General features: G+C 59.3%; 14 protein-coding genes. 8 read left to right on the forward strand and 6 right to left on the reverse strand.

Going from position 1 to position 14115, the window contains the following annotated elements; genetic code table 11:
* Positions 1 to 31: 31 nt before the first annotated feature.
* The 3 genes from dgcA to PPTH39_RS15370 form a co-directional block, all read right to left on the reverse strand.
* A complete protein-coding gene (gene dgcA / locus PPTH39_RS15360) occupies positions 32 to 2092 on the reverse strand; it encodes a dimethylglycine demethylation protein DgcA (RefSeq protein WP_094999826.1) in 2061 nt (686 codons plus the stop codon).
* Between the two features lie 15 nt (positions 2093 to 2107).
* On the reverse strand, positions 2108 to 2638 hold the full coding sequence (locus PPTH39_RS15365) for a 4-vinyl reductase (RefSeq protein WP_094999825.1): 531 nt from the start codon (positions 2636 to 2638) through the stop codon (positions 2108 to 2110).
* A 178-nt stretch (positions 2639 to 2816) separates the two neighbouring features.
* A complete protein-coding gene (locus PPTH39_RS15370; RefSeq protein WP_094999824.1) occupies positions 2817 to 3794 on the reverse strand; it encodes a dipeptidase in 978 nt (325 codons plus the stop codon).
* Positions 3795 to 4014: 220 nt separating this feature from the next.
* Here PPTH39_RS15370 and PPTH39_RS15380 point away from each other — a divergent pair, with 220 nt between their 5' ends.
* Complete coding sequence (locus PPTH39_RS15380) at positions 4015 to 4416, forward strand: lysozyme inhibitor LprI family protein (RefSeq protein WP_094999823.1); 402 nt, start codon at positions 4015 to 4017, stop codon at positions 4414 to 4416.
* A 28-nt stretch (positions 4417 to 4444) separates the two neighbouring features.
* Complete coding sequence (locus PPTH39_RS15385; RefSeq protein ID WP_095019594.1) at positions 4445 to 4861, forward strand: DUF3010 family protein; 417 nt, start codon at positions 4445 to 4447, stop codon at positions 4859 to 4861.
* On the opposite strand, the gene PPTH39_RS15390 is transcribed toward PPTH39_RS15385, so the two are convergent.
* Positions 4851 to 5798, reverse strand: coding sequence for a GlxA family transcriptional regulator (locus tag PPTH39_RS15390; RefSeq protein ID WP_095019593.1), 948 nt, complete (start codon positions 5796 to 5798; stop codon positions 4851 to 4853). The genes PPTH39_RS15385 and PPTH39_RS15390 overlap by 11 nt on opposite strands.
* A 165-nt stretch (positions 5799 to 5963) precedes the next feature.
* Here PPTH39_RS15390 and choX point away from each other — a divergent pair, with 165 nt between their 5' ends.
* The 5 genes from choX (at position 5964) to PPTH39_RS15415 (ending at position 9831) form a co-directional block, all read left to right on the forward strand.
* Positions 5964 to 6890: a choline ABC transporter substrate-binding protein gene (gene choX / locus PPTH39_RS15395; RefSeq protein WP_094999820.1), complete on the forward strand. Its 927-nt coding sequence runs from the start codon at positions 5964 to 5966 to the stop codon at positions 6888 to 6890.
* Between the two features lie 73 nt (positions 6891 to 6963).
* On the forward strand, positions 6964 to 7851 hold the full coding sequence (gene cdhC, locus PPTH39_RS15400) for a 3-dehydrocarnitine:acetyl-CoA trimethylamine transferase CdhC (protein WP_094999819.1): 888 nt from the start codon (positions 6964 to 6966) through the stop codon (positions 7849 to 7851).
* Between the two features lie 153 nt (positions 7852 to 8004).
* Positions 8005 to 8970, forward strand: coding sequence for an L-carnitine dehydrogenase (locus PPTH39_RS15405; protein WP_130872157.1), 966 nt, complete (start codon positions 8005 to 8007; stop codon positions 8968 to 8970).
* A 19-nt stretch (positions 8971 to 8989) separates the two neighbouring features.
* Complete coding sequence (locus PPTH39_RS15410; protein WP_130872158.1) at positions 8990 to 9463, forward strand: thioesterase family protein; 474 nt, start codon at positions 8990 to 8992, stop codon at positions 9461 to 9463.
* Positions 9464 to 9573: 110 nt separating this feature from the next.
* Positions 9574 to 9831, forward strand: coding sequence for a hypothetical protein (locus tag PPTH39_RS15415; protein WP_094999816.1), 258 nt, complete (start codon positions 9574 to 9576; stop codon positions 9829 to 9831).
* 120 nt (positions 9832 to 9951) lie between these two features.
* Here the strand turns inward: PPTH39_RS15415 and gbdR are convergent, their stop codons facing one another.
* Together gbdR and PPTH39_RS15425 are read right to left on the reverse strand one after the other, a co-directional pair.
* Complete coding sequence (gene gbdR / locus PPTH39_RS15420) at positions 9952 to 11055, reverse strand: choline metabolism transcriptional regulator GbdR (RefSeq protein ID WP_088378748.1); 1104 nt, start codon at positions 11053 to 11055, stop codon at positions 9952 to 9954.
* Positions 11056 to 11418: 363 nt separating this feature from the next.
* Positions 11419 to 12795, reverse strand: a complete 1377-nt coding sequence (locus PPTH39_RS15425) for an L-serine ammonia-lyase (RefSeq protein ID WP_095019591.1) — start codon at positions 12793 to 12795, stop codon at positions 11419 to 11421.
* A gap of 359 nt (positions 12796 to 13154) precedes the next feature.
* Between PPTH39_RS15425 and PPTH39_RS15430 the strand changes: the two genes are divergently transcribed.
* The gene (locus tag PPTH39_RS15430; protein ID WP_095019590.1) at positions 13155 to 14102 is read left to right on the forward strand and encodes a choline ABC transporter substrate-binding protein; all 948 of its coding nucleotides are present in this window, start codon (positions 13155 to 13157) and stop codon (positions 14100 to 14102) included.
* Positions 14103 to 14115: the final 13 nt, after the last annotated feature.

Genomic DNA, 14115 nt, shown 5'->3' on the forward strand with positions numbered 1-14115 from the left:
AAGCTCGCTCCCACATTGGTTCGGTGTCGGGTCAAAAATCCTTGCACAACCGCAGCGCGTCATAGATCGCTGCATGCACGTTGCGCTGGGCCACACAGTCACCGATACGAAACAGCAGGTAGCCGTCCCCCGCCTCGCTCAAGCACGGTTGCGGCTTGATCGCGAACAGCGCTTCGACGTCGATCTGGCCCTTGTTGCGCGAATCCGGCTTGAGCCCGTAATACAGCTCTTCATCCGGTCGCACACCGTTTTCGATGATTACCTGATCGACCACCCGCTCCTCTTTGACACCGGTGTATTCGTTCTCCAGCACAGCAATCACCTTGTCACCCTCGCGGTAGACCTTCTCCAGCATCATGTCGCCGGTCATGACCACTTCCTTGGGATACAGGCTGCGGTAATACGTGGGGAATGACGTGCCGCCAATGGCCACACCGGGCTTGGTGTCGTCGGTCACGATCTCGACCTGCGCTCCCTTGTCCGCCGCAAAATCGGCCACCGACATACCGGTAAATTCGCAAATGGTGTCGTACACCAGCACGTTTTTGCCGGGCGCCACTTTGCCGTCGAGTACATCCCAGCTGCTGACCACCAGCCCTTCGGCCGCGCCCCAGTGTTCGTTCTGCTCCACAAACGGGTGCCCGCCCACCGCCAGCACCACAATGTCCGGCCGCAAGTCCATGATCGTCGCCGCATCCGCTGCGGTGCCCAGGCGCAGGTCAACTTTCAGGCGCGCCAGTTCCAGTTGAAACCAGCGGGTGATGCCTGCCATCTGGTCACGCTGGGGCGCTTTGGAGGCGGTGGTGATCTGCCCGCCGATGGCGTCCTTTTTCTCGAACAGGGTCACGTCATGACCGCGCTCGGCAGCTACACGTGCCGCCTCCATCCCTGCTGGCCCGGCGCCGACAATCACCACCTTGCGTTTGGCCCCGGTGGATTTTTCGATGATATGCGGCACGCCCATATATTCCCGGGAGGTGGCCGCGTTCTGGATGCACAGCACGTCCAGCCCCTGGTACTGACGGTCAATGCAGTAGTTGGCACCCACGCATTGTTTAATCTGGTCGACCTGGCCCATCTTGATCTTGGCGATCAGGTGCGGGTCGGCGATATGGGCACGGGTCATGCCCACCATGTCGACATAACCCCCTTCCAGAATCCGCGTGGCCTGGTTCGGATCCTTGATGTTCTGCGCATGCAGCACCGGGGCCTTGACCACTTCCTTGATCCCGGCGGCCAGGTGCAAAAACGGCTCCGGCGGAAAGCTCATATTGGGGATTACGTTGGCCAGGGTGTTATGGGTGTCACAGCCCGAGCCGACCACGCCGATAAAGTCGAGCATGCCGGTGTCGTCGTAGTACTTGGCAATTTGTTTCATGTCCTCATGGCTCAGGCCATCAGGGTGAAATTCATCCCCGCACAGGCGGATGCCCACGCAGAAATCCGGGCCGACTTCAGCGCGCACGGCCTTGAGCACTTCGAGGCCGAAACGCATGCGGTTTTCAAAACTGCCGCCCCATTCATCCGTGCGTTTGTTGACACGCGGGCTCCAGAACTGGTCAATCATGTGCTGGTGCACCGCCGACAGCTCAACCCCGTCCAGTCCACCGGCTTTGGCCCGGCCTGCGGCACTGGCGTAGTTACCGATGATCCGCCAGATTTCTTCAGGCTCGATGGTTTTGCATGTGGCCCGGTGCACCGGCTCACGTACACCGGAAGGTGACATCAGGGTCGGCCAGTTGAAGCCGTCCCAGCGCGAGCGGCGGCCCATGTGGGTAATCTGGATCATGATCTTGGCGCCATGCTTGTGCATGGCATCGGCCAGGTTCTGGAAGTGTGGGATAATGCGGTCGGTGCTCAGGTTGACCGAACTCCACCACTCTTGTGGACTGTCGATGGCCACCACCGAAGAGCCGCCGCAAATCGCCAGGCCGATACCGCCCTTGGCCTTTTCTTCGTAGTACTGCACATAACGCTCGGTGGTCATGCCGCCATCGGTGGCATACACCTCGGCATGGGCGGTGCTCAGCACACGGTTGCGGATGGTCAGCTTGCCGATTTGAATCGGCTCAAACATTGCTTCGAACGCCATATCCCGATCCTCGACTTACAACGGCTTGACGATAAACAGGCCGTGGTCGTGGCCTTCTTCCGATCCGCTATAAACCTGTTCTGCCACGGTGCGGATGTTGCTGCCACGGGCGTGCAGAATCTGGTCCATGGCGCCGGCAAACCAGCCGGTGAACATGTAGTCGACCTTGCGCCCGACCTTGCCGTACACGTACACAAAGCAGGAGTGTTCCAGCTTGATGGTGGCAGTGCCTTTGTCGAGATCGATGTCCTGGATCTTGAACAGGCCCCAGCCGCGCTGGGACAGGCGTTTCATGTAGTGTTCGAACACCGCGACGCCTTCGATGCCGTGGCATTCGGCTTCTTTTTCGCACCAGTGCCAGGCGGATTTGTAGCCGGCCTTGTAAAGAATGTCGGCGTAGGTATCAGCGCCAAGGACTTCTTCAATGCCCATGTGGTTGTTGACGAAAAAGTGGCGCGGCACATAGAGCATCGGCAAAGCGTCGGAAGTCCAGACGCCGGTTTCGCTGTCGACTTCGATGGGTAATTGCGGGGCGATTTTGGCCATGGGTAGCGCTCCAAAAGATGATGAAGTCCCGTGCAGCTGTCGAAGGCTGCGTTCGAGCGCGAAGCGGTCGCAAAACCGCTCACTGCGCCCTGACAGGAAAAATGTGCAATATGGGTTTACGACTGCTTCGCAGCCGGACGCAGCCTTCGGCAGCTGCTACGCAACAAATACGGTGCGGTTACTCGCCCCAGACATCCTTGAGCACGTTGACCCAGTTCTCGCCCATGATCTTGCGCACCACGCGCTCGTTGTGGCCGCGCTTGAGCAGGGTTTCGGTCAGGTTGGGGAACTCGCCCACGGTGCGGATGCCCAGCGGGTTGATGATCTTGCCGAAGCTGGTCAGGCGGCGGGCGTAGCCCTTGTCGTGGGTCAGCATTTCGAAAAAGTCCTGACCGTGGCCCTGGGTAAAGTCAGTGCCGATACCGATCGAATCCTCGCCGACAATATTCATGGTGTATTCGATCGCTTCGGCGTAGTCGTCGATGGTCGAATCAATACCCTTGGCCAGAAACGGCGCGAACATGGTCACCCCGACAAAACCGCCATGGTCGGCAATGAACTTGAGCTCGGCGTCGGATTTGTTGCGTGGATGTTCCTTGAGGCCGGACGGCAGGCAGTGGGAATAGCAGACCGGTTTTTTCGATTCCAGAATCACCTCTTCCGAGGTTTTCGAACCCACGTGGGACAGGTCGCACATGATCCCGACACGGTTCATTTCAGCCACTACTTCACGGCCAAACCCCGAGAGCCCGCCATCGCGTTCATAGCAGCCGGTGCCCACCAGGTTCTGGGTGTTGTAGCACATCTGCACCACGCCAACGCCGAGCTGCTTGAAGATCTCGATATAGCCCAGCTGGTCTTCAAAGGCATGGGCATTCTGGAAGCCGAAGATGATCCCGGTCTTGCCCTGTTCCTTGGCGCGACGGATATCGGCAGTGGTCTTGACCGCAAGCACCAGGTCGCTGTTGTCGCGGATCAGGGTCTGGCTGGCGACGATGTTGTTGATCGTGGCCTGGAAGCCCTCCCATACCGACACAGTGCAGTTGGCAGCGGTGAGGCCGCCCTTGCGCATGTCTTCAAACAGTTCGCGGTTCCATTTGGCAATGATCAGCCCGTCGATAACGATACTGTCTGCGTGCAACTCGGTTGGGCTCATCAGGCGTCCCCTTATTGGCGTTTGCTGCGCCGAATCGTCTGCCGGCGCTATTGGGGCCAGCATAGGCCCGGGGTCAAAACCAGCCGGGTGCAAAAGCGACAGCGCAATTGCCGAAAGCGTCAACACGCGACAAAGCCGCCGACAGCAATGTCATGAGCTATCTGTTCTTTGGCTCACGCATAAGCCAGAATCGGCCCCAACTATGGATTAGGAAGCGGCAATGAAATCGATTCTCCTGGCCTTGGCATTGTTCACCGGCGGCGCTCATGCAGCTGAAAATGCCGACTACAACCCGTGCGACGCGGTAGAAAACGACCGGCAAACCCTGGCGTGCTCGGTGTTCAGCAAGAATGCTGCCGAACAATTGCTGAGCGAAAACTACGAAGCCCTGCAGGAACGCATGACTTCGCTGTACGGCAGTAACGCGACGCAACTCAATAACATCCTGAGCAAGATAAAGACCGCCCAGGCCCTGTGGTTGCACCAGCGCGACGCCGATTGCGCAATTGCCGTGTTCCCCGCCACCGCCGGCACCGAAGCGTTCAACATCGCCCAGAACGATTGCATGGCGCGTATCAGCGATGACCGTTCAGAGTTTCTGGAATCGATCGGGCAGGACTGATCTTCATATTGAATAAACCAGGGTTTTTATGACTATTTGCGGTATCGAGATCAAAGGCAGCGAAGCCATTTTTGCAATGGCAGCCCAAGGCACCAATGGCCTTGAACACAGGGCCAATGCCACCAAGAAAATCGCCCTGGACGACGATGACGAGAGCGTCAACGTCAAAGCCTTCGCCATGCAAATAGCGGCCTTTGTGAAAGCCAACGGCATCACCCGCATTGCAATCAAGAAGCGCAGCAAAAAGGGTGAATTTGCCGGTGGCCCGACTACCTTCAAGATCGAGGGCATCATCCAGTTGCTGGACGACTGCGAGGTGCAGTTGCTGTCGCCACAGACCCTCAATGCGCAATACAAGAAACACGCCTTCGACTTGCCCGCCTCGCTGAACAAGTATCAGCATGAGGCCTACAAGGCGGCGTGTGCGGCGTTGCTCAAGGGTTAGTAGCGGCAACCCGATCCTGCCTCGGCGCACAGGTAAACCGCGCCCGGTAGCTGCGGGTGAAATACGACGGTGACTCAAAGCCGCAGGCAATGCTGATGTCCAGCACGCTCATGTCGGTCTGACGCAGCAGTTGCCGGGCCTTTTCCAGGCGCAGGCCCAGATAGAAGTTGCGCGGGGTGTCGTTCAGGTGCAAACGGAACAGACGCTCCAGCTGGCGCCGCGTAACGTTGATGCCAAGCGCCAGTTGCGCAGTGCTCAGTGGCGGCTCGCTGTGCTGTTCCATCTCGCCAATCACCTGCACCAATTTCTTGTTATGAATGCCATAACGGCTGGCGACCTGCATGCGCTGGTGGTCTTTGCGCTGACGGATACGGCCAAGCACGAATTGCTCGGACACCTGAATCGCCAACTCAGGCCCATAAGCCTGGGCTATCAGGTCGAGCATCAGGTCGATGGAGGCTGTACCGCCCGCACAGGTGATGCGCTGGCGGTCAATCTCAAACAGCTCTTGAGTCACATGCAGCCTGGGGTATGACTCCTTGAACGCTTCCAGCGCCTCCCAATGCAAGGTCAGGCGATAGCCGTCGAGCAAACCTGCCTGCGCCAGTACCACGCTACCCGTATCGATGCCACCCAAGGTGACGCCGTCGTTGTCCAGCCGACGCAGCCACTGAATCAGCGCCGGGGTCACGTGGGTCAGCGGATCAAAGCCGGCCACCACCAACAACGTCGCCCCGGCTTCAAGTGCCTCAAACCCGCCTTCGGCATTGACCGACATACCGTTGCTCGCCAACACGGCGCCACCCCCGCAACTGAGCACATGCCAGCGGTACAGCTCACCGCGAAAACGGTTGGCCACCCGCAGCGGCTCGATGGCCGAAATAAAGCCCATTGAGGAAAAGCCGGGCAGCAGAAGGAAGTAGAAATCCTGGGCCATAGGGGGCGCTCTCACGTCGGTTCAGCGGATTGAACCACAGTCAGGTCGCTGCAGTGCAAATCCACGTCGCCCCAGTGCGGTTGCGCAGCACGCCGCCTGCGTACCTTGGTATCACGGTGCACAAAGACGCCGATCCCCCAATAACAACCTGCCGAGGCCCTCCCCATGAAACGACTGATCAGCTGTTGCCTGCTGGTACTGAGCCCCTACGCGTTGGCGGCTGAAGATGCTTCGTGCAAGAACGTACGCATGGGCGTGGTCAATTGGACCGATGTAATCGCCACCAGCGCCATGGCGCAAACCCTGCTCGACGGTCTGGGCTATAAAACCAAACAGACCAGTGCCTCACAGCAAATTATTTTCGCCGGCCTGCGTGACAAGCGGCTGGACATGTTTCTGGGTTACTGGAACCCGATCATGAACCAGAGCATTACCCCGTTTGTGGACGCCAAACAGGTCACGGTACTGGCCGAACCGAGCCTTAAAGACGCCAAGGCCATGCTTGCCGTTCCAACCTATATGGCTGACAAGGGGCTCAAAAGCTTTGCTGACATTGCCACATTCGAGAAAGAACTGGGCGGCAGGATTTACGGGATCGAACCGGGCTCCGGCGCCAATACCCAGATCAAGGCCATGATCGAGAAAAACCAGTTTGGCCTGGGCAAGTTCCAGTTGGTGGAGTCCAGTGAAGCCGGCATGCTCTCGGCGGTGACCCGCGCAGTAAAACGCAATGAGCCGATTGTGTTCTTCGGCTGGACCCCGCACCCGATGAATATTAATCAGGACATGACCTACCTGACGGGCAGTGAAGATGCCCTTGGCCCCGATGAAGGCCGGGCCACAGTGTGGACGGTCACTGCCCCGGACTACGCCAGCCGCTGCCCGAACGTCAGCCGTTTGCTCAGCAACCTGACCTTCAGCGCCGAAGACGAGAGCCGCATGATGCAGCCGCTGCTTGATCACAAGGATGCTCAAGCCTCCGCCCGACAGTGGCTCAAGGACCACCCGCAAGACCAGCAGCGCTGGCTTGAAGGGGTGACCACGGTAGACGGTAAACCCGCTGCCGGGAACCTGAAACTCAGCGCTAAATAATTCAACACCGAGCCCGCCCTGCGCAGCCTGCAATGGCTGCGGTGTGCCGCTCTACGCCCCAAGGAAATGCCCCATGAACCACGACGTCATCATCACCTGCGCACTCACCGGTGCCGGCGACACCAGCGGCCGCAGCCCTTTGGTACCGGTCACCCCCAAGCAAATTGCCGAAGCTGCCGTGGAAGCGGCCAAGGCCGGAGCCACAGTGGTGCATTGCCATGTACGTGATCCAAAGACCGGACAGTTCAGCCGCGATGTAGCGCTGTACCGCGAACTGATGGAGCGCATCCGCGAGGCGGACATCGACATCATCGTCAACCTCACCGCCGGGATGGGGGGGGACTTGCATATCGGCCCGGGCGAGAACCCGATGGAGTTTGGTCCCAACACCGACCTGGTCGGCCCGCTGACCCGTCTGGCTCACGTCGAGGAGCTGTTGCCGGAAATTTGCACCCTGGACTGCGGCACCCTGAACTTTGGCGACGGCGACACGATTTACGTGTCCACCCCGGCACAGCTGCGAGCGGGCGCCAAGCGCATCCAGGAACTTGGCGTTAAAGCCGAACTGGAAATTTTCGACACCGGCCATTTGTGGTTCGCCAAACAGATGATCAAGGAAGGCCTGCTGGATGACCCGCTGTTTCAACTATGCCTGGGTATCCCGTGGGGCGCTCCGGCAGACACCACCAGCATGAAAGCCATGGTCGACAATTTGCCGCCTGATGCGGTGTGGGCCGGTTTCGGCATTGGTCGCATGCAAATGCCGATGGCCGCGCAGGCGGTGCTGCTGGGCGGCAACGTGCGGGTCGGGCTTGAGGACAATTTATGGCTGGACCGAGGAGTGCTGGCCACCAACGGGCAACTGGTGGAGCGCGCCACAGAGATCCTCAGCCGCCTGGGCGCACGGGTGCTGAGCCCGGCAGAAGGCCGGGTGAAGATGGGCCTTAAAGAACGCCGCTAAGCAACTACGCAGCAGCATTGCCTGTGGGAGCGAGCCTGCTCGCGAAGGTCGTCAACGATAACGCCTGTTGACTGAGTTATCGCGGTGCCCTTGGGGCCTTCGCGAGCAGGCTCGCTCCCACGCAATCTCATTATTTTTATCCAGGAGCACGCCATGACCTTTATCACCGAGATTAAAACCTTCGCCGCCCTGGGCAGCGGTGTCATTGGCAGCGGCTGGGTTGCTCGCGCCCTCGCCCACGGCCTGGACGTGGTGGCCTGGGATCCGGCCCCCGGTGCCGAAGCGGCCCTGCGCAAACGCGTCGCCAAAGCCTGGCCCGCACTGGAAAAAAGCGGCCTTGCGGAAGGCGCATCCCAACACCGGTTGCGGTTTGTCAGCACCATTGATGAATGCGTGCGCGATGCCGATTTTATTCAGGAAAGCGCCCCGGAGCGGCTCGACCTGAAGCTTGAACTGCACAGCAAAATCAGCGCCGCCGCCAAACCCGATGCATTGATCGGCTCCAGCACCTCGGGCCTGCTGCCCAGCGAATTTTATAAAACCTCCACACACCCCGAGCGCTGCATTGTCGGGCACCCGTTCAACCCGGTTTACCTGTTGCCATTGGTCGAGGTGGTGGGCGGGCAAAAAACCGCTCCCGAAGCCATTCAGGCGGCAATCAAGGTTTATCAATCCCTGGGCATGCGCCCCCTGCATGTGCGCAAGGAAGTGCCCGGGTTTATTGCCGACCGTCTGCTCGAAGCCTTGTGGCGCGAGGCGCTGCACCTGGTCAATGACGGGGTGGCCAGCACCGGTGAAATTGACGACGCCATTCGCTTTGGCGCAGGGTTGCGCTGGTCGTTCATGGGTACCTTTTTGACCTACACCCTGGCCGGTGGCGATGCCGGAATGCGACATTTCATGAACCAGTTCGGCCCGGCGCTGCAACTGCCGTGGACGTATTTGCCCGCTCCGGAACTGAGCGAAAAACTGATCGACGATGTGGTGGAAGGCACCACTGAACAACTCGGCCAGCACAGCATTGCCGCGCTGGAAAGCTATCGGGATGACTGCCTGCTGGCGGTGATGGAAGCGGTGAACGCAACCAGACTCAAACATGGCATGACCATCAACGACTGATCGAACCGCGAGGTACAGCATGCCCACCCTCACCACCTACACCACGCCCATTCTTGAAGAATGGGTCGATTACAACGGCCACTTGCGCGACGCCTTTTATCTGCTGATTTTCAGCTACGCCACGGATGCCCTGATGGACCGCCTGGGGCTGGACAGCCAGGGCCGCGAAGCCAGCGGTCATTCACTGTTCACCCTGGAGGTGCATCTTAATTACCTGCACGAGGTGAAGCTCGGCGCCCACGTTGAAGTGCGTACCCAGCTCATCGGCCACGACAAAAAACGCCTGCATGTCTATCACAGCCTGCACCTGACAGGTGATGGGCGAGCCCTCGCGGGCAATGAGCAAATGCTGCTGCACGTTGACTTGGCAGGCCCGCGTTCCGCACCCTTTGGCGAGCACACGCTGGCCGTATTGCAGGCCATCGGGGAGCAACAGCGTGATCTGCCGAGACCCGAGTATGTGAGTCGGGTGATTGCCTTGCCTGTGCCTTAAAACGACCTGTTCTTAGGCATATCAGACATATCATCAAACCGCCCTTGCCCACTGGCTAAAGCCCTACCAGAATCAGACTTCGATCGCGCTTTGTAGAAGGATAAAAAGTCATGATGCACGCGGATTTGATTGATGAGCAGGATCTGGTTGGCCAACTGCGCTCGCTGGGCTTTGAAGTGTCAGGTACGGCGGAGCAGGCCTGCACAACGGCAGTCTGTGGGCTGAACGAGACCAATGCCCGCGCCCTCAAGGGGTTGGTCGAAAAGCTCTACACCGGCAGCGCAACCATTTTGCCTGCAGTGCGCGAGGCCATTGACCGGCAGTTGCTGCCGGGCTTGGCGCAGTTCAAGCAGAGCAAGGTCGGGTAAGGCAAAAGCGCCCTCACCCTAGCCCTCTCCCGAAGGGAGGGGGACTAAAAGCAAAAGCAGTTTTGCGCCTCGATACAGATCAAGCGCCCTCCCCACCCCGGGTGAGGGCGCTTTTGATTGTTAAATCCTCACACTGGCAAACGTCGACTCATTGCGCGCCTGATTCAACGCCGACATCGGCCCGGCCAGCGGCGCCAGCAACAGGGACTGCGGGATCTGCACCAGGGTGGTCTGCTGCGCAGTGTTGGAACCCACCCGCTCATCCCGTGGCGGAATGCCGAAGTATTCGCGGTAGCACTTGGAAAAATGCGGCGTGGACACAAAGCCGCACACCGCCGCCACTTCAATAATCGACATCGGTGTTTGCTTGAGCAACTGCCGCGCCCGCACCAGCCGCAACTTCAGGTAATAGCGCGACGGCGAACAATGCAGGTACTTCTGGAACAAGCGCTCGAGCTGGCGCCGCGACACAGTCACATACACCGCCAGCTCATCAAGGTCGATGGGCTCTTCGAGGTTGGCTTCCATCAACGCGACGATTTCCTGCAGCTTGGGCTGGTTGGTGCCAAGCATGTGCTTGAGCGGCACCCGCTGGTGGTCCTGCTCGTTGCGGATACGTTCATACACAAACATTTCCGAAATCGCCGCCGACAGTTCACGGCCATGATCGCGGCTGATCAGGTGCAGCATCATGTCCAGCGGTGCCGTGCCGCCCGAGCTGGTAAAACGGCTGCGGTCGAGGGTAAACAGCCGCGTGCTCATGGCCACGCGCGGGAAGGCTTCCTGCATCGAGGCCAGGCATTCCCAGTGCACACTGCAATCAAAACCGTCGAGCAAGCCGGCATAGGCCAGTGCCCAGCTGCCGGTGCACACGGCACCCAGGCGACGGGACTGGCGCGCCTGACTCTGCAACCAGGACACATGCTCACGGGTCACGGTGCGCTGAATGCCGATACCACCACACACGATGACCATGTCCAGCGCCGGAGCCTTGTGCATGCTGGCGTCGGGGGTCACCTGCAGACCGTCACTGGCCCAGACCTGACTGCCATCGGCGCTGAGGGTGCTCCAGCGATACAACTCACGGCCCGACAACTGGTTGGCCATGCGCAAAGGTTCTATCGCGGAAGCCAGGGAAATGAGCGTGAAATTGTCCAGCAGCAGAAAGCCGATGGATTGAGGCGTACGGTTCTGGGGTTGGACCCCGGAGTTGAACGACGTCATCGCGGTATCTCCTCACACAAAGCGGGTGATGGCCTCAGGCACAGGCTCTTGTTATTACCCTCGTTTCACGGGGCTTTGAAATGACAACGCAAATGCCATGCCTAAACTTGAATGGCTATTCAACAAAGTCTGAAAACGACGTCGCAATGTGTCTGGCAGGGTGATGGGAAATGACGGTTAAACACGGATACACAGGTGCTGACCGAGGCTGTTGAGCACATCGGTAGCACTTGTGGGAAGGGTGTAGGAGCTGCTCGGTTACAGAATGTCACCGAAAGTACGAGTGCGCCAAAACGGGTCGGTGTGCGCTGAAAAAGCGCCGAGGCTGTAGGAGCAAGCCCGCTCCCAGAGGTGTTTGGGGGCTCAACATTCCACCGCACTGACCGCCAGGCCGCCGCGCGAGGTTTCCTTGTATTTGTCGTGCATGTCGGCACCGGTGTCGCGCATGGTGCGGATCACCCGGTCCAGGGAAATAAAGTGCTGGCCGTCACCGCGCAAGGCCATCTGCGCCGCATTGATCGCCTTGACTGCGGCAATGGCATTGCGCTCGATGCAGGGTACTTGAACCAACCCGCCCACCGGGTCACAGGTCAGGCCCAGGTTATGCTCCAGACCAATTTCAGCGGCGTTGCACAGTTGCTCCGGGGTGGCGCCGAGGATTTGCGCCAGCCCGGCAGCCGCCATCGCGCAGGCCGAGCCGACTTCGCCCTGGCAGCCCACTTCAGCCCCGGAAATCGACGCATTCTTTTTGCACAAAATGCCGATCGCCGCGGCGCTCAGCAGGTAGTCGACCACATGCGCTTCGCTGACTTCATCGCTGAATTTCATAAAATAGTGCAACACTGCCGGGATGATCCCTGCCGCACCATTGGTGGGCGCCGTGACCATGCGCCCGCCGGCTGCGTTTTCTTCGTTGACCGCCAGGGCGAACAGGTTGACCCATTCCATCGCGCTCAGGGTCGAGCCGATCACATTGGGCTTGCCCAGTTCCAGCAGGCTGCGGTGCAGGCGCGCAGCACGCCGACGTACATTGAGGCCGCCGGGCAGGATGCCTTCATGTTTCAGGCCTTGCTCCACGCAGTCCTGCATGGCGCGCCAAAGTTTGATCAGACCGCAGCGGATTTCATCTTCGCTGCGCCAGATGCGTTCGTTGGCCATCATCAATGCCGCCACGCTCAGGTGATGTGTGCGGCACAGGTCCAGCAGTTCGACGGCACTATTAAAATCGTAAGGCAGCTCGGTGCGATCCATGTCCAATACGCCACTGGCCGCTTGCGCCGCATCCACTACAAAGCCACCGCCAACCGAGTAATAAGTATCGCCATGCAATATGCCGTGCCCGCTGTGCGCTACCAGGGTCATGGCATTGGGATGAAATGCCAGGTTCTCGTCTATCAGGCGCATATCCTGCGCCCAGTCGAACGGAATCGGTACATGGCCGTCGAGTAACAGGGTGCGGCTTTCGCGCAGCTGCGCGATACGCGAACCAATGCAGGACGGATCAATCGCATCCGGCCATTCCCCCATCAAACCCATGATGACCGCGTTGTCACTGCCATGACCGATACCGGTGGCCGACAGCGAGCCATAGAGCTGCACTTCGATACGGCTTACCTGTTGCAGTTGATCGCGTTCACGCAAGCCCTGCACAAACAGCGCCGCGGCCCGCATCGGGCCCACGGTGTGGGAACTGGAAGGGCCGATACCGATCTTGAACAGGTCAAACACGCTGATAGCCATGAGCACGAACCTCGGGGGTGAATGCCTTGCATCATGGGGTGTTTGCAGTCGGCAAAAACGTCCAGCTACGACCCGCCTTTGCCTGCCAGCGCCCCCGACGTTTTATAGGGCGCAGAGGTATGAAAAAGACAGTTTTCAAGCCTCATTCGTCCAGATACGACCTCGCAGGTACTAGATACGACCCTGCCTGTACTGGATGCGACGCCCCCTGTAGGCGTTTGATTTTCGCTGTTACATGATCGGTTCTGACTCGATTGCAAGATGCGCTGGCAACACGCCTGCCGGGCATCGCCCGACCGCAACTGATATGTGCGGCTTTTCGATCGAAAACCGCAACCCGGACACACAGGAGTCGCTCCATGACACATTCCTCATCGTTGTTGCTGGCTGCATTGCTGAGTCTGCCCGTCATCGCCCAGGCAGCAGAACCGGCGCAATGCAGTACCGTCAATTTTTCGGATGTCGGCTGGACCGACATCACCGTCACCACCGCCGTTACCAGCGAAGTGCTCAAGGGCCTGGGCTACAAAACCAAAACCACCATGATTTCCGTGCCGGTTACCTACAAGTCGCTGGCCGATGGCAAGAACATGGACGTGTTTCTCGGCAACTGGATGCCGACCATGGAAAACGACATCAAGGCCTACCGCGACGCGGGCACCGTCGAGACAGTGCGCGCCAACCTGGAGAACGCCAAATACACCCTTGCCGTACCCGAAGCCCTCTATGAGAAGGGCCTCAAGGACTTCTCCGACCTGCCCAAATTCAGCAAGGAACTGGACGGCAAGATCTACGGCATCGAGCCGGGCAACGACGGCAACCGCATGATCCAGACCATGATCGACAAAAACGCCTTCGGCCTGAAGGACGCCGGCTTCAAGGTGGTGGAATCCAGCGAAGCGGGGATGCTGTCGCAGGTTGACCGCGCCCAGCGTCGTGGCACCGAGGTGGTGTTCCTGGGCTGGGAACCCCACCCGATGAACACTCGCTTCAAAATGAAATACCTCACCGGTGGCGATGAGTTCTTCGGCCCCAACTATGGTCAGGCGACCATCTACACCAACACCCGCAAGGGCTACACCGAAGAATGCAGCAACGTGGGTCAGTTACTGAAGAATCTGGTGTTTACCCTGGACATGGAAAGCACCCTGATGGGCAAGGTGCTGGACGACAAGATCAAACCCGACGCGGCCGCCAAAGCCTGGCTCAAACAAAACCCGCAAGTGCTTGAAAGCTGGCTCGCGGGTGTTACCACGGTGGATGGCAAGCCCGGGCTTGAGGCCGTTAAAGCCAGCCTTGCGAAGTAATCGCGGGCGTCGG

This window comes from Pseudomonas bubulae, assembly GCF_900618535.1.
Taxonomy (GTDB): Bacteria; Pseudomonadota; Gammaproteobacteria; order Pseudomonadales; family Pseudomonadaceae; genus Aquipseudomonas; species Aquipseudomonas bubulae.